At 71.1% G+C, this 22,094-nt stretch carries 21 protein-coding genes; 3 read left to right on the forward strand and 18 right to left on the reverse strand.

Annotated elements, in window-relative coordinates; translation table 11 throughout:
* Positions 1 to 17: 17 nt before the first annotated feature.
* The 5 genes from rpsD to QK440_RS28270 all read right to left on the reverse strand — a co-directional run bounded on the left by rpsD (position 18) and on the right by QK440_RS28270 (position 5,198).
* Positions 18 to 632 (reverse strand): 30S ribosomal protein S4, encoded by a 615-nt coding sequence (gene rpsD, locus QK440_RS28250; RefSeq protein ID WP_190139530.1) that lies wholly within the window; start codon positions 630 to 632, stop codon positions 18 to 20.
* Between the two features lie 335 nt (positions 633 to 967).
* Positions 968 to 2,323: a replication-associated recombination protein A gene (locus QK440_RS28255; protein WP_282796046.1), complete on the reverse strand. Its 1,356-nt coding sequence runs from the start codon at positions 2,321 to 2,323 to the stop codon at positions 968 to 970.
* Between the two features lie 57 nt (positions 2,324 to 2,380).
* The gene (locus tag QK440_RS28260) at positions 2,381 to 3,022 is read right to left on the reverse strand and encodes a vitamin K epoxide reductase family protein (RefSeq protein ID WP_282796071.1); all 642 of its coding nucleotides are present in this window, start codon (positions 3,020 to 3,022) and stop codon (positions 2,381 to 2,383) included.
* 175 nt (positions 3,023 to 3,197) lie between these two features.
* Positions 3,198 to 4,460, reverse strand: coding sequence for a histidine--tRNA ligase (gene hisS / locus QK440_RS28265; protein WP_282796047.1), 1,263 nt, complete (start codon positions 4,458 to 4,460; stop codon positions 3,198 to 3,200).
* Positions 4,461 to 4,475: 15 nt separating this feature from the next.
* On the reverse strand, positions 4,476 to 5,198 hold the full coding sequence (locus tag QK440_RS28270; protein ID WP_282796048.1) for an MBL fold metallo-hydrolase: 723 nt from the start codon (positions 5,196 to 5,198) through the stop codon (positions 4,476 to 4,478).
* Positions 5,199 to 5,426: 228 nt separating this feature from the next.
* Between QK440_RS28270 and QK440_RS28275 the strand changes: the two genes are divergently transcribed.
* Both QK440_RS28275 and QK440_RS28280 read left to right on the forward strand, forming a co-directional pair.
* The gene (locus QK440_RS28275) at positions 5,427 to 6,254 is read left to right on the forward strand and encodes a peptidylprolyl isomerase (RefSeq protein WP_282796049.1); all 828 of its coding nucleotides are present in this window, start codon (positions 5,427 to 5,429) and stop codon (positions 6,252 to 6,254) included.
* A 178-nt stretch (positions 6,255 to 6,432) separates the two neighbouring features.
* Entirely contained in the window at positions 6,433 to 7,665 is a 1,233-nt protein-coding gene (locus tag QK440_RS28280) for a DUF349 domain-containing protein (protein WP_282796050.1), read from the forward strand.
* An 81-nt stretch (positions 7,666 to 7,746) separates the two neighbouring features.
* On the opposite strand, the gene QK440_RS28285 is transcribed toward QK440_RS28280, so the two are convergent.
* The 12 genes from QK440_RS28285 to pdxS form a co-directional block, all read right to left on the reverse strand.
* Positions 7,747 to 10,518, reverse strand: coding sequence for a RelA/SpoT family protein (locus tag QK440_RS28285; RefSeq protein WP_282796051.1), 2,772 nt, complete (start codon positions 10,516 to 10,518; stop codon positions 7,747 to 7,749).
* Positions 10,519 to 10,846: 328 nt separating this feature from the next.
* Positions 10,847 to 11,287, reverse strand: a complete 441-nt coding sequence (locus QK440_RS28290; RefSeq protein ID WP_282796052.1) for a hypothetical protein — start codon at positions 11,285 to 11,287, stop codon at positions 10,847 to 10,849.
* Between the two features lie 241 nt (positions 11,288 to 11,528).
* Complete coding sequence (locus QK440_RS28295; RefSeq protein WP_282796053.1) at positions 11,529 to 12,077, reverse strand: adenine phosphoribosyltransferase; 549 nt, start codon at positions 12,075 to 12,077, stop codon at positions 11,529 to 11,531.
* 17 nt (positions 12,078 to 12,094) lie between these two features.
* Positions 12,095 to 13,222, reverse strand: coding sequence for a protein translocase subunit SecF (gene secF / locus QK440_RS28300; RefSeq protein ID WP_282796054.1), 1,128 nt, complete (start codon positions 13,220 to 13,222; stop codon positions 12,095 to 12,097).
* Between the two features lies 1 nt (position 13,223).
* A complete protein-coding gene (gene secD, locus QK440_RS28305; RefSeq protein WP_282796055.1) occupies positions 13,224 to 15,074 on the reverse strand; it encodes a protein translocase subunit SecD in 1,851 nt (616 codons plus the stop codon).
* A 168-nt stretch (positions 15,075 to 15,242) separates the two neighbouring features.
* Positions 15,243 to 15,710 (reverse strand): preprotein translocase subunit YajC, encoded by a 468-nt coding sequence (gene yajC / locus QK440_RS28310; RefSeq protein WP_282796056.1) that lies wholly within the window; start codon positions 15,708 to 15,710, stop codon positions 15,243 to 15,245.
* A gap of 198 nt (positions 15,711 to 15,908) precedes the next feature.
* Positions 15,909 to 17,012 (reverse strand): Holliday junction branch migration DNA helicase RuvB, encoded by a 1,104-nt coding sequence (ruvB, locus tag QK440_RS28315; protein WP_282796057.1) that lies wholly within the window; start codon positions 17,010 to 17,012, stop codon positions 15,909 to 15,911.
* Positions 17,013 to 17,139: 127 nt separating this feature from the next.
* Positions 17,140 to 17,751: a Holliday junction branch migration protein RuvA gene (gene ruvA / locus QK440_RS28320; protein WP_282796058.1), complete on the reverse strand. Its 612-nt coding sequence runs from the start codon at positions 17,749 to 17,751 to the stop codon at positions 17,140 to 17,142.
* Positions 17,748 to 18,308 carry a crossover junction endodeoxyribonuclease RuvC gene (gene ruvC / locus QK440_RS28325; RefSeq protein WP_282796059.1) on the reverse strand — a complete coding sequence of 187 codons (561 nt, stop codon included), beginning with the start codon at positions 18,306 to 18,308 and terminating at the stop codon, positions 17,748 to 17,750. The genes ruvA and ruvC overlap by 4 nt, the downstream gene beginning before the upstream one ends.
* Before the next feature lie 111 nt (positions 18,309 to 18,419).
* The gene (locus QK440_RS28330; protein ID WP_282796060.1) at positions 18,420 to 19,172 is read right to left on the reverse strand and encodes a YebC/PmpR family DNA-binding transcriptional regulator; all 753 of its coding nucleotides are present in this window, start codon (positions 19,170 to 19,172) and stop codon (positions 18,420 to 18,422) included.
* Between the two features lie 76 nt (positions 19,173 to 19,248).
* Positions 19,249 to 19,896, reverse strand: coding sequence for a pyridoxal 5'-phosphate synthase glutaminase subunit PdxT (gene pdxT / locus QK440_RS28335; protein ID WP_282796061.1), 648 nt, complete (start codon positions 19,894 to 19,896; stop codon positions 19,249 to 19,251).
* Positions 19,896 to 20,822 carry a pyridoxal 5'-phosphate synthase lyase subunit PdxS gene (pdxS, locus tag QK440_RS28340; protein WP_282796062.1) on the reverse strand — a complete coding sequence of 309 codons (927 nt, stop codon included), beginning with the start codon at positions 20,820 to 20,822 and terminating at the stop codon, positions 19,896 to 19,898. The genes pdxT and pdxS overlap by 1 nt, the downstream gene beginning before the upstream one ends.
* Positions 20,823 to 21,103: 281 nt before the next feature.
* Here pdxS and QK440_RS28345 point away from each other — a divergent pair, with 281 nt between their 5' ends.
* Positions 21,104 to 21,355 carry a hypothetical protein gene (locus QK440_RS28345; protein ID WP_282796063.1) on the forward strand — a complete coding sequence of 84 codons (252 nt, stop codon included), beginning with the start codon at positions 21,104 to 21,106 and terminating at the stop codon, positions 21,353 to 21,355.
* Between the two features lie 15 nt (positions 21,356 to 21,370).
* Here the strand turns inward: QK440_RS28345 and QK440_RS28350 are convergent, their stop codons facing one another.
* Positions 21,371 to 21,916, reverse strand: a complete 546-nt coding sequence (locus tag QK440_RS28350) for a hypothetical protein (RefSeq protein WP_282796064.1) — start codon at positions 21,914 to 21,916, stop codon at positions 21,371 to 21,373.
* Positions 21,917 to 22,094: the final 178 nt, after the last annotated feature.

Genomic DNA, 22,094 nt, shown 5'->3' on the forward strand with positions numbered 1-22,094 from the left:
GTGAGGCTACGTCCGGGTCAGCGGGCGTAGTACTCGACGACGAGCTGCTCGTCGCAGATCACGGGGATCTCCTTGCGGTTCGGCTCGCGGTCCAGGCGGAAGGCCAGGGCCTTCAGGTTGACCTGGAGGTAGCGCGGGGTCTCGCCGTCGGCGGCGAAGCCACCCTCGCGCGCGACCTCGAACAGCGGCTTCTTGCGGCTGCGCTCGCGGACCATGACGACGTCGTCCGGCTTCACGCGGAAGGACGGCTTGTCGACCTTGTGGCCGTTGACCTCGATGTGGCCGTGGACGACCATCTGGCGGGCCTGGTAGATCGTGCGGGCGATGCCCGAGCGCAGGACCAGGGCGTCGAGACGGCGCTCCAGCTCGACGATCAGGGCCTCACCGGTCTTGCCCTGGACCTTGGAGGCACGCTCGTAGGCGCGGACGAGCTGGCGCTCGGAGACGTCGTACTGCGCGCGCAGACGCTGCTTCTCGAGCAGACGGACCTTGTAGTCCGAGTTCTGCTTGCGGCCGCGGCCGTGCTCGCCGGGCGGGTAGGGGCGGGCCTCGAAGTACTTGACGGCCTTCGGGGTCAGCGCGATACCGAGGGCGCGCGACTTCTTGACCTTGGGGCGGGACTGGTTCGGCATGAACCAAACACCTCTGTTTTCTGTACGTGATCGGCTTCACCAGGGTTAGGGGAGGTCACATCCGCAGCCCGGGAAACCACGCGGGTCCTTGACGGACCCGCCCGGCAGCCGCTCCTGGGTCTGGGCACTATGTGCAGCACGCGAGTGGCCCACCGGCCGCTTCCCTCGGGGGACCCGTGGGGATGGTGGTGGGCTGCCCGCGACACCTTCGACGGTGCGCGACGCTCCTGGAGGCCCCCGCCCTGGGGCCGGGCCTCCGGCTGGATGTCCCGCTCTGGTGTGCCGGTACGGGACCGGACACGGGACGCAGCGCTTCGGGAGATTCTACAGGCTGCTCAGGGCCGCTTGCGACCCAGGTGTTTCCGGGTCCACTCCACGGCGTCCGCGTACCGCGCCTCGGCGCCGTGGCGGGTCGGGGTGTAGTACTCGCGGTCCGTCAGGGCGTCCGGGGCGTACTGCTGGGCGGCGATGCCCTCGGGCAGGTCGTGCGGGTACACATAGCCCTGGGCGTGGCCGAGCTTGGCCGCGCCCTTGTAGTGGCCGTCGCGCAGGTGGGGCGGGACGGGGCCGGCGAGGCCCTTGCGGACGTCCTCCAGGGCGGCGCCGATCGCGGTCGTGGCGGCGTTCGACTTCGGCGCGAGGGCGAGGGCGATCGTGGCGTGGCTGAGGGTGAGCGCGGCCTCCGGGAAGCCGATCATGGCGACGGCCTGGGCGGCGGAGACGGCGATCTGCAGGGCGTGGGGGTCGGCCAGGCCGATGTCCTCGCTCGCGGAGATCATCAGGCGGCGGGCGATGAACCGGGGGTCCTCCCCCGCTTCGATCATCCGGGCCAGGTAGTGCAGGGCGGCGTCCACGTCGGAGCCGCGGATGGACTTGATCAGGGCGCTGGCGACGTCGTAGTGCTGGTCGCCGGAGCGGTCGTACGTCACCGCGGCGCGGTCGACGGACTCCTCCAGGGTCTGGAGGGTGATCTCCGCCTCGCCCTTGGCGAGGGCCGCGCCCGCGCCCGCCTCCAGGGCGGTCAGCGCCCGGCGCGCGTCACCGCCCGCGATCCGCAGGAGGTGGTCCTCGGCCTCCTCGGGCAGGGTGACCGCGCCGCCGAGGCCGCGCTCCTCGGTGAGGGCGCGCCGCAGCAGGCTGCGCAGGTCGTCGTCCGTGAGGGGTTCGAGGGTCAGCAGCAGCGAGCGGGACAGCAGCGGGGAGATCACCGAGAAGTACGGGTTCTCCGTCGTCGCCGCGATCAGGGTCACCCAGCGGTTCTCGACGGCCGGGAGCAGCGAGTCCTGCTGGGCCTTGCTGAAGCGGTGGATCTCGTCGAGGAAGAGGACGGTCTCCTTGCCGTGGCCGCCCATCGCCCGGCGCGCCCCGTCGATGACCGCGCGGACCTCCTTGACGCCCGCGGTGATCGCGGAGAGCTCCACGAAGCGTTTGTTCGTCGCCTTGGAGACCACGTACGCCAGCGTCGTCTTGCCGATGCCGGGCGGGCCCCACAGGAACACCGAGGACGGCCCCGCGGGCCCGCCCTGGCCCTCGCCCACCAGTCTGCGCAGCGGCGAGCCCGGCCGCAGCAGATGCTGCTGGCCGACGACTTCGTCGAGGGTGCGCGGGCGCATCCGGACGGCCAGGGGACTGCTCGCCGGGTCCTTCTCCTGGCGGTCCTCGGCGGCGGCGGTGAACAGATCGGGCTCCACGTCGGAAACCCTATGCCACCCCACTGACAATCAGGCCGGGACCGCCGGTCCGGGCGCTCAGGACCAGAGGTCCGCGCCCCAGCGCGTGAGGATCAGCATGGCGATGACGCCGACGTGCATGACCGGCAGCGCCCACGTGAAGTCCGCGAAGAACGTCTTCAGCCAGCCGGGCGCGGGCAGGAAGCCGTTGCGGACGTTGAACGAGGTCACGTACCAGAACATGAGGATGGTGGCGACCCAGGCCAGGCAGCACCACAGGCACAGGGCGTTGATCCGGTACAGGGACTGGAACTGCAGCCAGGTGCAGAAGCCGACACCGAACAGCGTGCCCGCGTTGAAGGTCAGCCAGTACCAGCGCGGGAAGCGCGCCCGGCCGAGCAGGCTCATGCCCACGCCGATCACCACGGCGTACGCGGCCAGGCCCAGCATCGGGTTCGGGAAGCCGAACACCTCGGCCTGGTCGCTCTTCATGATGCTGCCGCAGGCGACGACGGGGTTGATGCTGCACCCCGGCTGGAAGTCCGGGTCCTTCAGGAGCTCGAACTTGTCCAGCGTGATGATCCACGACGCCAGCAGGCCCGCCGCGCCCGTGATCACCAGCAGCAGCGCGAACGCCCGGCTCCCGCCGACGGAACCGGTCCCGTCCTCGCGCTGCCCGCCACCGGCGGCACGGTCCTTCACTGGCAGCTTCACTGACATCGGTTCGCTCATCACGCCGTTTCCGTCGCTCGTGGGTGGCCCGGGGCAGGGTCATTGTGCCGCAAGCTCCTGTGTGTCCACCGTTGGGCGGACATAAGGGCCCCGGGAGGGGGGCGGACGGCGAGGAGGCGGGGCGCGCCGAAGCGCCGCCCCGCCCCCTGTGCCCGCTGCCGGACTAGCCGAGCCTGCCCTGGAGCACGGCCACGATCTCGTCCACCGCGACCGCCTCCTGCTCGCCGGACTCCATGTCCTTGAGCTGGACGACGCCCTCGGCGAGGTCGCGCTCCCCCGCGACGACGGTGTAGCGGGCGCCGCTGCGGTTGGCGTTCTTCATCGCGCCCTTCAACCCCTTCCCGCCGTACGAGAAGTCCGCCGCGACCCCGGCCCTGCGCAGCTCGGTCACCTTGGCGAAGAGCACGCGGCGGGCCTCCTCGCCGAGCGGCACCGCGAAGACGCTGGTGGCGGCGGGCAGGTCGAGGGCGACGCCCTCGGCCTGGAGGGCGAGCACCGTGCGGTCCACGCCGAGCGCCCAGCCGACGGACGGCAGGGCGGGGCCGCCGATCATCTCGGAGAGGCCGTCGTAGCGGCCGCCGCCGCCCACCGCGGACTGCGAGCCGAGGCCGTCGTGGACGAACTCGAAGGTGGTCCGCGTGTAGTAGTCGAGGCCGCGGACGAGCTTGGCGTCGTCCTCGAAGGCGACGCCCGCCGCCGTCAGGAGCTCGCGCACCTGCTCGTGGTACGCCTTGCAGGCGTCGCACAGGTAGTCGCGCAGGAGCGGGGCGCCGACGAGCTGCTTCTGGACGTCGTCCCGCTTGTCGTCGAGGACCCGCAGGGGGTTGATGTCGATGCGCCGGCGGGTCTCCTCGTCCAGGTCGAGGCCGCGCAGGAAGTCCTGGAGCGCGGCGCGGTAGACGGGGCGGCACTCCTTGTCGCCGAGCGAGTTCAGCAGGATGCGGAACTCGCGCAGGCCGAGCGAGCGGTACGCCTGGTCGGCCAGGATGATCAGCTCGGCGTCGAGCGCGGGGTCCTCGGCGCCGATGGCCTCGGCGCCGACCTGCGAGAAGTGGCGGTAGCGGCCCTTCTGCGGGCGCTCGTAGCGGTAGTACGAGCCGGAGTACCAGAGCTTGACCGGGAGGTTGCCCGCCTTGTGCAGGTTGGCCTCCAGGGCGGCGCGCAGCACGGAGGCGGTGCCCTCGGGGCGCAGGGCGAGCTGGTCGCCGCCGCGCGTCGTGAAGGAGTACATCTCCTTGTTCACGATGTCGGTGGACTCGCCGACGCCGCGCGCGAACAGCTCGACGTTCTCGAAGCCGGGGGTCTCCACGTAGCCGTAGCCGGAGTTGCGCAGCGGTGCCGCGATGGCCTCGCGCACCGCGAGGTACGTCGCGGAGTCCGGCGGCAGGAGGTCGTACGTGCCCTTGGGGGCCTTGAAGGTGCTCACTTCAGAAGTCTCTCGTCACATTCCTCGTCGGGGCGCGGACGTGGGGTCCGCGTCCCGGCCTGGACGGCCGGCGGCCACCTGCCGCAGAAAGGGGTTGGTGGCGCGCTCCTGGCCGATGGTCGTCTGGGGGCCGTGGCCGGACAGCACCACGGTCGAGTCGTCGAGCGGCAGGCACACGCGGGCCAGCGACTCGAGGATGTCGGCGTGGGAGCCGCCGGGCAGGTCGGTGCGTCCGATGGAGCCGGCGAAGAGCAGGTCGCCCGAGAAGAAGACCGAGGGGATCTCGGCGGTCTCGGGCAGCCGGAAGGTCACCGACCCCTTGGTATGGCCCGGGGCGTGCGCGACGGTCAGGTTTAGCCCGGCCAGGCTCAGGTGCGCCCCGTCCGTCAGCTCCCGCACGTCGTCGGGCTCGCCGACCGTCAGCTCGCCCATGAGCTGCGCCCCGATGGAGCGGCCGAGGGCCTTCTCCGGGTCGGTCATCATGTACCGGTCCTCGGGGTGGATCCAGGCGGGCACGTCGTGGGCGCCGCAGACCGGTACCACCGAGGCGACGTGGTCGAGGTGGCCGTGGGTCAGCACCACGGCGACGGGCTTGAGCCGATGCTTCTTGAGTGCTTCCTCGACGCCCGGGGCGGCCTCGTGCCCCGGGTCGATGATCACGCACTCCTCGCCGGCGGCGGGGGCGACCAGGTAGCAGTTGGTCCCCCAGGCCCCGGCGGGAAACCCGGCAATGAGCACGGTCGTCCTTCATGTCGTCGTACGGCGGAGTCGGCAGCGGAGGTCGCGGCGGGTCAGAGCCTACCGGCGCTGCCGATTCCACAGGTAACCCATATACGGTACGGGCACGCGCGGCCCCTTCGGCCGTGCGCCGAGGACGACGGACGACGTAGGCGCGCGTACGGGCACGTACGAGGGCGCGTACGGGATGTACGAGACGACGCATGAGACGTTCGAGGAGTGGGCCCGGTGGTCAGCCAGCAGCAGCGGCGTAAGCAGCTCGCACGGGAGAAGCACTTGCGGCAGCAGGCGCGGCGGGAGGCCGCGCAGCGCCGGCGGCGGGCGCGCAACGCGGTGATCGCGGGCGCGCTCGCCGTGGTGGTGGCGGGCGGCGCCGTGTCGTACGCGGCGGGCGCGTTCGACGACGGCGGCTCCACGCGGGACGAGGCGGACGCCAAGCCCACCCCGAGCAAGCCCGCCGACCCCTGCCGCAAGCCCGCCCCGGGCAAGGTCAAGCCGCTCAGCTTCGGCAAGGAGCCGCCGCTGACCGTCGACAAGTCCGCCTCGTACACCATGAGGCTGGGCACGACGTGCGGCGACATCGACCTCGCCCTGGACGCGGCGAAGGCCCCGCGCACCGTCAACTCGTTCAACTTCCTCGTCAACAAGGGCTACTTGGACCACACCCGGTGCCACCGTCTGAGCACCCGCGGCCTCTACGTCCTGCAGTGCGGCGACCCCAAGGGCACCGGTGAGGGCACCCCGGGCTACACCATCCCGGACGAGAACCTGAAGGACGCGCGCGTCAAGGGCAACGTCTACCCGGCGGGCACGGTGGCGATGGCGAACCGCTACGACCCCCGCACGAAGAAGGGCCGCGACACCGGGGGCAGCCAGTTCTTCCTCGTCTACCAGGACAGTGAGCTGTCGCCCGACTACACCCCCTTCGGGACGATCTCCGCGTCGGGCCTGAAGGTGCTGAAGAAGATCGCCGCCGCGGGTGAGAGTTCCGGGCAGGGCGACGGGACGCCGAACGCGACGGTCGTCATCGACAAGGCGACCGTACGCAAGTCCTGACGTCGTAGCGGGGCGCGGACCGGGGCGGCTGTCCGGCGAAACCCGAGCGCGAGCGGCGAATTTCGCTCGCGCTGGATGCGGACAGCCGCCCCGCCGTTCGCCTATGTTGGCGGTGACGAAACTGTGGACGATGCCGGGGGCCCGTGGCCTTGTGCAGGCATCATGTGGAGGAGGCGCTGTGAGCAGCGACCCGTGGGGCCGCGTCGACGAGACGGGGACCGTGTACGTGCGTACGGCCGACGGCGGCGAGCGAGTGGTCGGTTCGTGGCAGGCAGGATCTCCCGACGAGGCCCTGGCCTATTTCGAGCGCAAGTACGACGGTCTGGTCGTCGAGATCGGACTTCTCGAGCGCCGGGTGCAGACGACCGATCTGTCCACCAAGGACGCGATGACCGCCATCGACCACCTGCGTCAGCAGGTCGACGAGGCGCACGCGGTGGGTGACCTGGCCGCGCTGGGCAAGCGGCTCGACAAGCTGGTCGAACTGGTCGAGGCGCGCCGCGAGGAGCGCAAGGCGCAGAAGGCCAAGCAGTCCGACGAGGCACGGCACGCCAAGGAGGCGCTGGTCGCCGAGGCCGAGGAGCTCGCGCAGAGCGAGCAGTGGCGGGCGGCCGGGGAGCGTCTGCGGTCGCTCGTGGACACGTGGAAGGGGCTGCCGCGCCTGGACCGCAAGTCCGACGACGAGCTGTGGCACCGCTTCTCGCACGCCCGGTCGGCGTTCTCCAAGCGTCGCAAGGCGCACTTCGCGCAGTTGGACGCGCAGCGCGAGGAGGCCCGCAAGACCAAGGAGAAGCTGGTCGCCGAGGCCGAGGCGCTGTCGAACTCCACGGACTGGGGCCCGACGGCCGCGCGCTACCGCGAGCTGATGGCCGACTGGAAGGCGGCGGGCCGCGCCCAGCGCGAGCACGAGGACGACCTGTGGAACCGCTTCCGCGGCGCCCAGGACGTCTTCTTCGCGGCGCGCAGCGCGGTGTTCGCGGAGCGCGACGCCGAGCAGGCGGAGAACCTGAAGCTGAAGGAGGAGCTGGCCGAGGAGGCCGAGAAGCTCGTCCCGGTGACGGACCTGAAGGCGGCCCGCGCGGCGTTCCGCTCCCTCAACGAGCGCTGGGAGGCCATCGGCCACGTCCCGCGCGACGCCCGGCCGAAGGTCGAGGGGCGGATGCACGCGGTGGAGCGGGCGCTGCAGGAGTCCGAGGAGGCCGAGTGGCGCCGGACCAACCCGGAGGCGCGGGCCCGCGCCGAGGGTCTGACCGGTCAGCTGCAGGCCGCCGTGGACAAGCTGAGGGGCCAGATCGAGGCCGCGCGCGCGGCGGGCAACACCGCGAAGGCGGACAAGCTCCAGAAGGAGCTCGACGGCCGTCAGGCGCTGCTCGACCAGGCGCTCAAGGGTCTGCAGGAGTTCGGCGGCTGACGCCCGCCCCGCTCATGGGTCCGCCCCCGGTGCCGTGGCGCCGGGGGCGGACCCGTGTCCGCCGCCGCCTCTGCCGCCGCCTCAGGGCCTGCGGGCCGACGTCACGCGGTACACGTCGTAGACGCCCTCCACTCCCCTGACCGCCTTCAGGACGTGGCCCAGGTGCTTGGGGTCGCCCATCTCGAAGGTGAAGCGGGAGGTCGCGACGCGGTCGCGGGAGGTCTGGACGGCCGCCGAGAGGATGTTCACGTGCTGGTCCGAGAGGATGCGCGTGACGTCCGACAGGAGCCGGGAGCGGTCCAGGGCCTCGACCTGGATGGCGACGAGGAACACCGAGGACTGCGTGGGTGCCCACTCGACCTCGAGGATGCGCTCGGGCTCGCGGGACAGCGAGTCCACGTTGACGCAGTCGCTGCGGTGAACCGATACGCCACTGCCGCGCGTGACGAAGCCGATGATGGGGTCGCCCGGCACCGGGGTGCAGCAGCGAGCCAGCTTCACCCACACGTCGTCGACGCCCTTGACGACCACGCCGGGGTCGGCGCTGGAGCGGCGCTTGGAGCGGCTGCGGCGCGCGGGCGGGGCGCTCTCGGCGATGTCCTCGTTGGCGGCCTCCTCGCCGCCGAGGGCCTGCACGAGCTTCTGTACGACGCTCTGCGCGGTGACGTGGCCCTCGCCGATGGCGGCGTACAGCGACGAGATGTCGGGGTAGCGCATCTCGTGCGCGAGCGTGACCAGTGAGTCGCCGGTGAGGATGCGCTGGATCGGCAGGTTCTGCTTGCGCATGGCGCGCGCGATGGCGTCCTTGCCCTGCTCGATGGCCTCCTCGCGGCGCTCCTTGGAGAACCAGGCACGGATCTTGTTGCGCGCCCGCGGCGACTTGACGAAACCGAGCCAGTCCCGGCTCGGGCCCGCGCCCGCCGCCTTGGAGGTGAAGACCTCCACCAGGTCGCCGTTGTCCAGGGTCGACTCCAGCGGGACGAGCCTGCCGTTGACCCGGGCGCCTATGGTGCGGTGGCCGACCTCGGTGTGGACCGCGTAGGAGAAGTCCACCGGCGTGGCACCCGCGGGCAGCGCGATGACGTCGCCCTTGGGGGTGAACACGAAGACCTCGTTGCGCGACAGGTCGAAGCGCAGGGACTCCAGGAACTCGCCCGGGTCCTCGGTCTCCTTCTGCCAGTCGAGGAGCTGGCGCAGCCACGCCATGTCGTTGAGGTGGTCGTCCTTCTTGCCGGACGTCCTGGGCGCGTCGGTGCGCACCTTGGAGGCGCCGGCGACGGCCTCCTGCTTGTACTTCCAGTGCGCGGCGATGCCGTACTCGGCGCGGCGGTGCATGTCGAACGTCCGGATCTGGAGTTCGACGGGCTTGCCGTTGGGGCCGATGACCGTCGTGTGCAGCGACTGGTACATGTTGAACTTGGGCATCGCGATGTAGTCCTTGAACCGGCCGGGGACCGGGTTCCAGCGCGCGTGCACCGTGCCGAGGGCCGCGTAGCAGTCCCGCACCGTGTCGACGAGGACGCGGATGCCCACCAGGTCGTAGATCTCCGCGAAGTCACGGCCGCGGACGATCATCTTCTGGTAGACGCTGTAGTAGTGCTTCGGGCGGCCGGTGACGGTGGCCTTGATGCGGGCGGCGCGCAGGTCGGCCTGGACCTCGTCGGTCACTATGGCCAGGTACTCGTCGCGCTTGGGCGCGCGCTCGGCGACGAGGCGCACGATCTCGTCGTACATCTTGGGGTAGAGGATCGCGAAGGCGAGGTCCTCCAACTCCCACTTGATGGTGTTCATGCCCAGGCGGTGCGCCAGCGGAGCGTAGATCTCCAGCGTCTCGCGGGCCTTCTTCTCCTGCTTCTCGCGCTTCAGATAGCGCATGGTGCGCATGTTGTGCAGGCGGTCGGCGAGCTTGATGACCAGGACGCGGGGGTCCTTGGCCATGGCGACGACCATCTTGCGCACGGTCTCGGCCTGGGCGGCCTCGCCGAACTTGACCTTGTCGAGCTTGGTGACGCCGTCGACGAGGAGGGCGACCTGGTCGCCGAAGTCGCGGCGGAGCTGCTCCAGGCCGTACTCGGTGTCCTCGACGGTGTCGTGCAGCAGGCCCGCCATCAGCGTGGCCGGGTCCATGCCCAGCTCCGCCAGGATCGTGGTGACGGCCAGCGGGTGGGTGATGTACGGGTCGCCGCTCTTGCGCTTCTGGCCGCGGTGCCAGCGCTCGGCGACCTGGTAGGCGCGCTCGATCTGGCGCAGCGTGGCGGTCTCGATCTTGGGGTCGTTGCTGCGCACTATCCGCAGCAGAGGCTCCAGGACCGGGTTGTACGGGTTGGAGCGCTGCACGCCCAGGCGGGCGAGGCGGGCGCGGACGCGGTTGGAGGAGCCGGAGCGCTCCGGCTTGCCGGAGGCGGGGCGGGCCGCGGGCGGCGTGGCGCGGACCGGGGGCGGTGTGCTGGGGCGGACCGCGGGCGGCTGGGCGGAGGGGCGCTCGGGCCGCTGGGGGTCCGTGGGCCGGGGCTGCTCGGGCTGCCGCTCGGCGGCGCGGTTGCGTTCCCCGGGCGCGGGGCGGCCGCCGGATGCTGAGGTGCCTTCGGCGGCCGGGGTGCCTCCGGGGGCGGGGGTGCCTCCGAGGGCGGGGGTGCCTTCGGGCGCAGGGGTGCCGTCGGGGGCGGGGGGCGCAGGGGTCCCGCCGGGCGCGGTCGTGCCGCCGGGCGCCGGGGTCGCGCCGGGGCCGGTCGTCTTCCCGTTCGGCGCGGGCGTGCTCGGCCCGGGCCGCGTGGGCGCGGCGGCTGGCGCCGCGGCCCGCTCGGTCTCCGTGGCGGACTCGGCGGCGGCAAGTGGCTGGGACTCGTCTGGCAAGAGCGCTCCCTGTGCGCGATCGGGTCCCCCGGTCAGGTCCCGAAGTGCCCATGGTATCGATCCTGGGCCCACGGCTCGCCTTCGACCGGTGAGACGGCTCCGTACTGGAGAAACACCGGAGGCGGGCGCCGGATTCCTCCGGTGCCCGCCTCTAGCCGTCACATCAGGCCCCTGCACCTCAGACCGCGACGCTCCCAGGTGGCATTACTGCGAGCTTGCCTGAGACAGCCCAGACTGGCAGCGGATGTTGAGTGCAGACTCAGACACATCAGTTCGACATCGACGAGTTGTCTGATTTTTTACCTCACTAACTCGTGAGGGTGGCCACTCACCGCCACTTCAGCATTGCGAAACCTTTAATCTTAATCGCACGCGTAGACGCCACATATCCCCACGGCACGTTCTTGAGATAACCGGACTTTCCGCAGCCCGCGTTGTACCACTTCTCCCTGTAGCCCCTGGGACCGCCCTTGACGTATCCCCTGACCTTGATGCAGGGCGTCCCGCGCTCAGCTACCCAGCGGTATCCCACTTTGAGGCCCGGGCTGCCGATGAGATCGCAGTTCCACTTGGAGGTGCTCCACCGACCAGGGATGCCAACCGCGTTCTTCCAGCCACCACACCCCTTCACGGCCGTCACCTTCGTGTCCATGGTGACCGCGGCAGCTTTCGCCGCGGGCTTCGGAGCTGCGTTCGCCGGAGTTGCAACCGAAGCCATGGCGGCAACCGAGGCCAAGGCAACTGCCCCCGTAGCGAACTTGCGCGACATCAAGATACGTCCTCCTATTCAGATCCCCGTACGGGGAGGTCAAGATCCATTTGATCATAAAACCCTGGAGCCCATCAAATGGGTTGTGGGGGATCTGAGGTTCGACCAGAGGACGGCGAAAAGCATCACGTCACCGTTGGGCCGACGGCGGACGGCACAGGGATGAGTAACGGGTAGCACCAACAGCAACGGGCGTTCCGGTAGGAACCGGAACGCCCGTACGAGCAGCTGATAGACCCAATCAGACGGTAATGAGGGCTTCCAGCGGAGCCTCCTCCAAAGCGTGCGCGACCCTCTGGCGCCCTTGCAGGTGAGCGAGTTCCATCAGAACCGCCACACCGGCCACCTCGGCGCCGGCGCGGCGGATGAGCCGCAGCGACGCCTCGGCGGTGCCGCCGGTGGCGAGGACGTCGTCGATGACCATGACGCGGTCGCCCGCGGCCAGGTCCTCGGCGTGCACCTCGATCTCGGCGCTGCCGTACTCCAGGTCGTAGGCCTGGCTGAGCGTGGCGCCGGGGAGCTTGCCCGCCTTGCGGACCGGGATGAAGCCGAGCCCGGCCCGCAGCGCCGCGGGGGCGCCCAGGATGAAGCCGCGGGCCTCCAGGCCGACGACCTTCGTGGCGCCGTTGCGCACGCACAGGTCGGCGAGCGCGCCGGTGAGCGCCGCGAACGCCGCCGGGTCGGCGAGCAGCGGCGTGATGTCCTTGAACGTCACGCCCTGCATCGGGTGGTCCGGCACGTCCCTGATGCGGCTGAGCAGCAGGCCCGTGATGTCGGTGGTGTCGGTCATGGCGGTGTCCGTCCCGGTCATCGGCGCTTGCCCGACGGGCGGCCGCGGCCGCGGTTGCGGGCGGGCTGGGAGCGCGGGCCGGAGCGCGGGCCGACGACGGCCGCCGCGGCGTCCTCGGCGGGCTCCGCGTCCTCCGCGGCCTCCGATGCCGGGGCCTCCGCGGACTCGCCCTTGGCGGCGGCGGCCCGGCGCTTGGCGAGCACCCGCTTCTTGAGCGCCTTCATCTGCGGGTCGGTCTCCTTGAGGTCGGCGACCAGCGGAGTGGCGATGAAGATCGACGAGTACGCGCCCGCGGCGAGGCCGACGAACAGCGACAGCGAGATGTCGTTCAGCATGCCGGCGCCGAGGAAGCCGCCACCGATGAAGAGCAGACCGGCGACCGGGAGGAGCGCGACGACCGTGGTGTTGATCGACCGGACCAGGGTGCCGTTGATGGACCGGTTGGCGACTTCGCTGTAGGTGAAGCGGGTCTGCTTGGTGAGGTCCTTCGACCCTTCCTTGAGGCTGTCGAAGACCACGACCGTGTCGTACAGCGAGTAACCAAGGATCGTCAGGAGGCCGATGACCGTGCCCGGCGTCACCTCGAAGCCGACGAGCGCGTACACGCCCACGGTGATCGTGATGTCGTGGATGAGCGCGATGAGCGCGGCCAGGGCCATGCGCCACTCGAAGGCGATGGCCAGGTAGATGACCACCAGGATCATGAAGATCGCCAGGCCCTGCCAGGCCTTGTCGGCGACCTGGTCACCCCAGCTCGGGCCGACCAGGTCGGCGTTGATGTCGTCCGCCTTGACGTCGAGCTCCTTGGCGAGCTTGACCTTGATCTGGTCGGACTTGTCGGTGTCCACGCCGCTGATCTGGATGCGCAGCGTGTCGTTGCCGAGGCGCTGGGCGATCGCCTGGTGGCCGGAGGCGTCCTCCGCGATCTCCTCGGCCTGGGCGGCCGAGACGCTGGTCTTGGGCGTGTTGAAGACGGCGCCGCCCTCGAACTCGATGCCCATGTGCAGGCCGCGCACCATCAGGGCCACGAAGGCCGTGATGGTGATCAGGATCGAGATGCCGTACCAGATCTTGCGCTTGCCGACGAAGTCGTAGCCGACCTCGCCGCGGTAGAGCCGGGCGCCGAGATTGCCGAGCTTCGACATCTCACGCCTCCTTCGGGTTCGGGTCGACGGGGGCGGGGGCGCTCGTACGGCGCGAGCGGCGCAGCGGAGGCTTGGCGCCGAGCCGCTTGGGGTCGAGACCGGACCACTTGTGGCCGTCCGCGAAGAACTTCTTCCGGGCCATGAGCGTCATCAGCGGCTTGGTGAAGAAGAACACCACCACGACGTCGAGGAGCGTGGTCAGACCCAGCGTGAACGCGAAGCCCTGGACCTTGCCGACGGTGACGATGAAGAGCACCGCGGCGGCGAGGAACGACACGAAGTCCGACACCAGGATGGTGCGCCGGGCCCGCGGCCAGGCGCGCTCCACGGCGGGCCGCAGCGTACGGCCCTCGCGGACCTCGTCCCTTATGCGCTCGAAGTAGACGATGAACGAGTCGGCGGTGATGCCGATGGCGACGATGGCGCCGCAGACGGCCGGCAGGTTCAGCGCGAACTTAATCGTCGGGCCGAGCAGCGTCATGATCGTGTACGTCAGCGCCGCCGAGACCCCGAGGCTGGCGATGGCGATGAGGGACAGGCCGCGGTAGTACACCACCAGGTAGATCATGACGAGGGCGAGGCCGATGGCGCCCGCGATGAGACCGGCGCGGAGCTGCTCGCCGCCGAGGGCCGCGCTGACGGTCTGGACGCTCTGCTCCTTGAACGTCAGCGGGAGCGCGCCGTACGACAGCATGTTGGCCAGGTCCTTGGCCTCGTCCTGGTCGAAGCTGCCGGAGATCTCGGCCTGTCCGCCGGTCACAGCCTGGTTCACATACGGCCACGAGACGACCTCACCGTCCATGACGATGCCGAACTCGTTCTGCGGGGACGGCTTGCCGGCCAGCTTGCCGGTGATGTCACCGAACTGCTTGGAGCCCTTCTTGGAGAACTCCATCGTGACCTTCCAGCCCGCAGCGGTCTGGGTGTCGTAGACGGCCTCGGCGTCGTCGACTTCCTTGCCGTTGATTTCAGACGGACCGAGGATGAACTTGTTCCAGTTCTCGTCCTTGTCCTTCCCGCAGGCCACGACCGTGTCGGTGGGCTTGACGCCCTCCTTGATCTTGGTGCGGACCTTGGGGTCGGTGCAGTCGAGCGTGGCGAACTGCTGCTGGAGCTTGGCCGTCGGCTCGCCGGTGGGGTCGGGCTTCGGCGTCTCGTCCTTCTTGCCGTCGTCCCTCTTGTCGCCCTGGTCGCCCTGGGGCTTGTCACTGGCCGCACCGGAAGGCGCCGTCGGCGGGGTGGGGGCGTCCTTCAGGCCGTCGGTGACGGAACGGCCCTGGGTCGTCGGGGACGAGGAGGGCTTGCCGGAGGACGCGTCGTCGCCCTTGCCGTCCTTGTCGCCGGCGCTCGGCGAGGCGGACGAGCCGGGCTTGTCCTTCTTGTCCTTGTCGCCCTTGTCCCCCTGGTCCTTGCCGCCCTTGTCCTTGCCGGCGTCCGCCGGTACGGAGGGCTGGCGGGCGATGACCGGCCGGAAGAAGAGCTGCGCGGTGGTGCCGACCTGCGCGCGCGCCTGTTCGGCGTTGGTGCCCTTGGGAATGTTGACGATGATGTTCTCGGAGCCCTGGGTCTGTACCTCGGCCTCGGAAACACCCAGACCATTGACACGCTTGTTGATGATGTCAACAGCCGTGTTCATGTTGGTCTCGTTGATCGCGTTCTTCTGACCCGGCTCGTTCTTCGCCTGGAGCGTGATGCTCGTACCGCCGGCGAGGTCGATGCCGAGGCGGGGCGTGGTGTGCCCGGAGAGGAACATCCCCCCGGTGAGCGCCACCAGGGCGATCAGGATGAAGACCAGGGTGCGACCCGGTTTCCCCTGGGTGCCCTGCCTTCGGCCCTTCTTGGGTGCTGCCACCTTCTCGTTCTCCCTGTCCAACCGCCGGCCTGCGGGGTGCTCCCCCTGGTCCTCGCTGAGCGGAGGGGGGCCCGGGCGGGCGGCCATGAAGTTGTGTCGAGACGCGGCGCGAAATCACCTGCGGCGGGGGCACCGGTGCGCGAGCGGGCGCACGGCCCCCGGCTGTGACTACTTCGCGCCGGACTCGCCGTCGGTCTTCTTCGGCTCTGCGTCTGCGGCCTCGGGGGCCTCGTCGGCCGCGTCCTTCTTGCCGAGGTCGATGCGCGAGTCGTCGGACACGGACTCGCCGGGCTCGTCGGACCCGGTGAGGGAGGAGGCGTCGTCCGGCACCACCGGCGTGTCGCTCTCGGACTCCGCGCCGTGCACGATGCGGTTGTACTCGTCGTCCTCCAGGACGGCACCGATGGCGTTCTTCGCGTACACCGCGTGGACGCCGGGGGCCACCTCGAGGAGGACCGCGTCGTCGTGGACCTCCTTGACGGTGGCGTACATGCCGCCGATGGTGCGGATGCCGGTGCCAGGCGTCATCTGGTCGCGCATCTGCGCCGCCTGCTGCTGCTTCTTCTTGGCGGAGCGGGTCATCAGGAACATGGCCCCGATGAGCACGATGAACGGGAGGAGGGTCACGATATTCACGGGACGGAGTTTCCTTCGCACGACCGCGTGGTGGAGCGGCCTGATGGATGGGGGTGGGCGGCGCCGCCCACAAAGGCGGCATCGGCGGAGTCTAAGCGAGTCCGCGCCATACGAACAACGCTCGCCGCCTAAGGAACAACGCTCAGCATGGCACCGGGGTTCCTGACCGTGCGACTCTCCGCGCCGTCACCGCCGGTGTCACGTCCCGAACAGGTCCTGTTGGCCATTTCCCGCCCCCTGCCGGGGCGGCGTCAGACCCAGGTGCGTCCACGCGGCGGGGGTGGCGACGCGGCCGCGGGGCGTGCGGGCGAGCAGGCCCTCGCGCACCAGGAACGGCTCGGCCACCTCCTCCACCGTCTCGCGCTCCTCCCCCACGGCCACGGCCAGCGTGGACAGGCCGACCGGGCCGCCGCCGAAGAGCTTCAGCAGGGCTTCGAGCACGGCGCGGTCCAGGCGGTCGAGGCCGCGGGTGTCCACCTCGTACACCTTGAGGGCGGCGCCCGCGATCTCGCGGTTGATCACGCCGTCGGCCTTGACCTGCGCGTAGTCGCGTACGCGGCGCAGCAGGCGGTTGGCGATGCGCGGGGTGCCCCGGGAGCGGCCGGCGATCTCGGCGGCGCCGTCCGCGTCGATCTCCACGTCCAGCAGGCTCGCCGAGCGGTGGATCACCCGCTCCAGCTCGGCGGGCTCGTAGAACTCCATGTGCGCCGTGAAGCCGAAGCGGTCGCGCAGCGGCGGCGGCAGCAGTCCCGCGCGCGTGGTGGCGCCGACCAGCGTGAACGGCGGCAGCTCCAGGGGGATGGCGGTGGCGCCGGGGCCCTTGCCGACGACGACGTCGACGCGGAAGTCCTCCATCGCCATGTACAGCATCTCCTCGGCGGGACGCGACATGCGGTGGATCTCGTCGAGGAAGAGGACCTCGCCCTCCTGGAGCGAGGACAGGATCGCCGCGAGGTCGCCCGCGTGCTGGATGGCCGGGCCGCTGGTGATGCGGATCGGGGCGCCCATCTCGGCGGCGATGATCATCGACAGGGTGGTCTTGCCGAGGCCGGGGGCGCCGGAGAGCAGCACGTGGTCGGCGGTGGCGCCGCGGGCGCGGGCCGCGCGCAGCACGAGGTCGAGCTGCTCCCTGACCTTCTCCTGGCCGATGAACTCGTCCAGGTCCTTGGGGCGCAGGGCGGCCTCGACCGCCTGGTCCTCGCCGTCGGCGGCAGCGCCCACCAGCCGCTCCGCGGCGGAGCCGACGAGGCGCTCGTCCGCGGCGGCGGGCGCGGTCTCGTCGGTCGGGTCGTCCCAGTTCATGGCGTCTGCCTCGCGTGTGTCCGTGATGATCGAATGGCGGATCCGCGGTGTCCGCGGACCGGATGGAGCGGGCCGCCGCGCCGGGCGCGGCCCGGGGGCCGGCCGTCAGCCGGGGGCGGCCCGGCGGTCACCGGGTGCGGTTCAGCGTCTGGAGCGCCGCCTTCAGCAACTGGCCCACCTGCGGGTTCCCCTCGGCGGCCTCGGCCTGCGGCGTGACGGCGGCGACCGCCTCGTCGGCCTCCCGCGTCGCGTACCCCAGGCCGATGAGGGCGGCGTGGAGCTGGTCGCGCCAGCCCTGGGTGACAGGGGTGCCGACGGCCGGGCCGCCGGTGCCGAGCGGCTCGCCCAGGCGGTCCTTCAGCTCCAACAGGAGCTTCTGGGCGCCCTTCTTGCCGATGCCGGGCACGGCGGTGAGCGCCTTCTCGTCGCCGGAGGAGACCGCGCGGCGCAGCGCGTCGGGGCTGTGCACGGCGAGCATCGCCTGGGCCAGGCGCGGGCCAACGCCGCTCGCCGTCTGGAGCAGCTCGAAGGTCTGCCGCTCGTCGTCGTCGGCGAAGCCGTAGAGCGTGAGGGAGTCCTCGCGGACCACGAGGGACGTGGCGAGCTTCGCGGGCCGGCCGACGCGGAGCGTGGCGAGCGTGGCGGGCGTGCACTGGACGGCCATGCCGACGCCGCCCACTTCGACCACGGCGGTGTCCGGGGCGAGGGCGGCGACCGGGCCGCTGACGAAGGCGATCATGCCGTACGGCCTTTCGTTGCGTGCGGGGCGTGCGGGGCGTGCGGGCTCCTGGCCTGCTGGAGTGCCTGCTGCAGGCGGCTGTGGGCCGGGGCGCGCCAGATGTGGCAGATGGCGAGGGCGAGGGCGTCGGCGGCGTCGGCGGGCTTCGGCGGCGCGTCGAGCCGCAGCAGCCGGGTCACCATGGCGCCGACCTGGGCCTTGTCGGCGCGGCCCGAGCCGGTCACGGCGGCCTTGACCTCGCTGGGGGTGTGCAGGGCGACGGGGATGCCGCGGCGGGAGGCGCACAGCATGGCGACGGCGCTGGCCTGGGCGGTGCCCATGACCGTGCGCACGTTGTGCTGGCTGAACACGCGCTCCACGGCGAGGACTTCGGGGCGGTGCTCGTCCAGCCAGCGCTCGATGCCCGCCTCGATGGCGACGAGGCGGCTGCCCAGCTCCGCGTCGGCGGGGGTGCGCACGACGCCGACGCCGCGCATCGCGAGCGGGCGGCCCGCGACGCCTTCGACGACGCCGACACCGCACCGGGTCAGCCCCGGGTCGACCCCCAGTACCCGCACCGTTCCCCTGCCCCCTTCACCGATCGCCTGTTCGTGCAGGCTATCGGGTGCCACTGACAAAGCGACGGGCCGACGGGGTGTGTCCCGTCGGCCCGCTCACCGGATGCGCCCTCAGGCGTCGACCTTCTCCATGACCTCGTCGGAGACGTCGAAGTTGGCGAAGACGTTCTGCACGTCGTCGCTGTCCTCCAGCGCGTCGATCAGCTTGAAGATCTTGCGCGCGCCCTCCTCGTCGAGCTCGACCTGCATGGTCGGGACGAAGTTGGCGTCCGCCGAGTCGTAGTCGATCCCGGCCTCCTGCAGCGCGGTGCGGACCGCGACCAGGTCGGTGGCCTCGCTGAGCACCTCGAAGGTGTCGCCGAGGTCGTTGACCTCCTCGGCGCCCGCGTCCAGGACGGCGCCCAGGACGTCGTCCTCGGTCAGCTCGCCCTTGGGGACGATCACGACGCCCTTGCGGTGGAAGAGGTACGACACGGAGCCGGGGTCGGCCATGGAGCCGCCGTTGCGGGTCATGGCGACGCGGACCTCGGAGGCGGCGCGGTTGCGGTTGTCCGTCAGGCACTCGATGAGCACCGCGACGCCGTTGGGGCCGTAGCCCTCGTACATGATCGTCTCGTAGTCGGCGCCACCGGCCTCCAGGCCGGCGCCGCGCTTGATGGCCGAGTCGATGTTCTTGTTGGGCACCGACGACTTCTTGGCCTTCTGCACGGCGTCGAAGAGCGTCGGGTTGCCGTCGAGGTCGGCGCCGCCGGTACGGGAAGCGACCTCGATGTTCTTGATCAGCTTCGCGAAGAGCTTGCCGCGCTTGGCGTCGATCACGGCCTTCTTGTGCTTCGTCGTAGCCCATTTAGAGTGGCCGGACATCTGCCTGTCTCCTTCGCGTAACCAACCTCGTACGAACTCCCCCGTGCCGCGACGGCCGGGGGGACCCCCGGAGATCCTACAAGGACCGCCGGGCGGCCTGGTCCGCCCGCACCATGTCCACGAACAAGGCGTGCACCCGGTGATCCCCCGTCAGCTCCGGGTGGAAGGACGTGGCGAGCGCGTTGCCCTGGCGTACGGCGACGATGTGGCCCTCGTGCTCGGCGAGCACCTCGGCCGCGGCGCCGACCGACTCCACCCAGGGGGCGCGGATGAAGACGCCCTCCACAGGGTCGCCCTCGACGCCCTGGATGTCGACCGCCGTCTCGAAGGACTCGTTCTGCCGGCCGAAGGCGTTGCGCCGCACGATCATGTCGATGCCGCCGATCGTCTCCTGGCCCGAGCGCGGGTCGAGGATCTTGTCGGCGAGCATGATCATGCCCGCGCAGGTGCCGTAGACCGGCATGCCCTCGCGCACGCGCGCGCGAAGGGGCTCCAACAGGCCGAACAGAGCGGCCAGTTTGAAGATGGTGGTGGACTCGCCGCCGGGGATGACCAGGCCGTCGACCTCGGCGAGCTCTTCGGGCCGCCGGACCGGCCTGGCCACGGCGTCGGCCGCGGCCAGGGCGATCAGGTGCTCGCGTACGTCGCCCTGCAGGGCGAGGACGCCCACCACGGGGACGTCCGCCGTGGAGCCGCCGGGGCCGTGCGTCGCGGTGGCGGTCATCACCAGCCCCGGTTCGCGTAGCGCTCGGTCTCGGGCAGGGTGTCGCAGTTGATGCCGACCATGGCCTCGCCGAGGTTGCGGGAGGCGTCCGCGACGACCTTGGGGTCGTCGTAGAAGGTGGTGGCCTTCACGATGGCGGCGGCGCGCTTGGCCGGGTCGCCGGACTTGAAGATGCCGGAGCCGACGAAGACGCCCTCGGCGCCGAGCTGGCGCATCAGGGCGGCGTCGGCCGGGGTGGCGACGCCACCGGCGGAGAACAGCACCACCGGCAGCTTGCCCAGCTCGGCGACCTCCTTGACCAGCTCGTACGGGGCGCGCAGCTCCTTGGCGGCGGCGTACAGCTCGTGGTTGTCGAAGCCGCGCAGCCGGGCTATCTCGTTCTTGATCTGGCGCAGGTGGCGCACGGCCTCCACGACGTTGCCGGTGCCGGCCTCGCCCTTGGAGCGGATCATGGCGGCGCCCTCGGCGATGCGGCGCAGGGCCTCGCCCAGGTTGGTGGCGCCGCAGACGAACGGCGTGGTGAAGGCCCACTTGTCGGAGTGGTTGACCTCGTCGGCCGGGGTGAGCACCTCGGACTCGTCGATGTAGTCCACGCCGAGGGCCTGGAGGACCTGGGCCTCCACGAAGTGGCCGATGCGGGACTTGGCCATCACGGGGATGGAGACGGCCTCGATGATGCCCTCGATCATGTCCGGGTCGGACATCCGGGCCACGCCGCCGTCCTTGCGGATGTCGGCGGGCACCCGCTCCAGCGCCATGACGGCGACGGCGCCCGCGTCCTCGGCGATCTTCGCCTGCTCGGGCGTCACGACGTCCATGATCACGCCGCCCTTGAGCTGCTCGGCCATGCCGCGCTTCACTCGGGCGGTGCCGGTCGCGGTGGTCTCGGCGGTGGCCTGGTCGGTGCTGGGGAGCGTGCTGGACACGGGTTGACCTCACTCGGTGGCTCGGTGGCTCGGTGGAAAAGAGCTGTGTGGGGCGCTTTCGCCGTCCCGGGAGAACGCCCGTCTAGAGGAAACGTCCGCGGACCAGTCCACAGCAAGGGCCAATGATGAGGCGGTGGATCGTTTTCGTACGTTGCACGTGTCCGTGAGCGTGTCCGTGGGCGTGAGCGTGGACGTGACCGAAGCCGTGGCCGAGGCCGTGACCGCCGGAAAACTCTGGTGACCACTCCCCGGGGGCCGTACGCGGGCGCCATTCTGGGGACATGCGGGCAGTCTGGGCTGTGGTGCGGGCAGCGGTGGTGGCGCCGGTCGTGAGGGGCGCGCGGCGTGCGAGCCGGTGGTGGGACGCGCACGGGGTGGTGACGGCCCTCGTCCTGCCCGTGTACGTCACTTGGGAGACCGTGAACCACGGCTTCCGCTGGCGGATGGCCCCGTTCATGCCGCTCGCCGTCGCCTCCCTCGCCCTGTGGGGGCTGGAGGTGGCCAAGCTGCTCCGCAAGGCGGGCCGGACCTAGGCCCCGCGGTCCGGTCTACGCGGTGGTCCGGTCGACCAGGGCCACCGGCGGCTCGTCGTCCATCTCCACCGCCATCGGGAACGGCGCGTGCCCGGCGAGGCGGAACCAGCGCACCTTGCGGTGCCGGCGCAGCGCCCGGGCCGCGCGTACGGCGTCGTTGTGGAACCGCCGTGCCATCGGTACGCGGCGCACGGCCGCGGCCAGTTCCCGCGTGGCCTCGTCGCCGCCCGGTGCCTCGCGCACCGCCTCCACCTGCTGGGCCTCGCCGAAGATCGCGCGCAGCGCCTGGCTCAGCTCGCTCTCGGCGACCTCGCGCTGCTCCTCCTCCGCCTGCCGGGCCGCGTGCGCCGCCTCGTACAGGACGATCGAGGCGGCCGGGTCGAGCACTCCGGAGGTGGCCAGCTCCTGGGCGACCGAGGCGCGGCGCAGCAGCTGCGCGTCGAGCGCGGCGCGGGCCGCGTCGATGCGCGCGTGCAGCCGGTCCAGGCGTCCCGCGGTCCAGCTCAGGTAGAGGCCGATCGCGAACAGGGCCGCCGCGATCCAGATCAAGGTGGAGGTCACAGCGGCCTAGGCTACCGCCGGGGTGCGGCTACGAGCCCGGGGCCCGGCCCCGGCCACCCCGCGGTCCCTCCTGGCCGGGGCCGTCGGCGCCCCACGGGGCACACGGCCCGGGCCCGTCGGCGCTTCGCGCCTCGTCCTCAAACGCCGGACGGGCTGGATGCGGTGCTGCGCCTTGCGC

Source organism: Streptomyces sp. CC224B, from assembly GCF_030010595.1.
Classification (GTDB): Bacteria; Actinomycetota; Actinomycetes; order Streptomycetales; family Streptomycetaceae; genus Streptomyces; species Streptomyces longispororuber.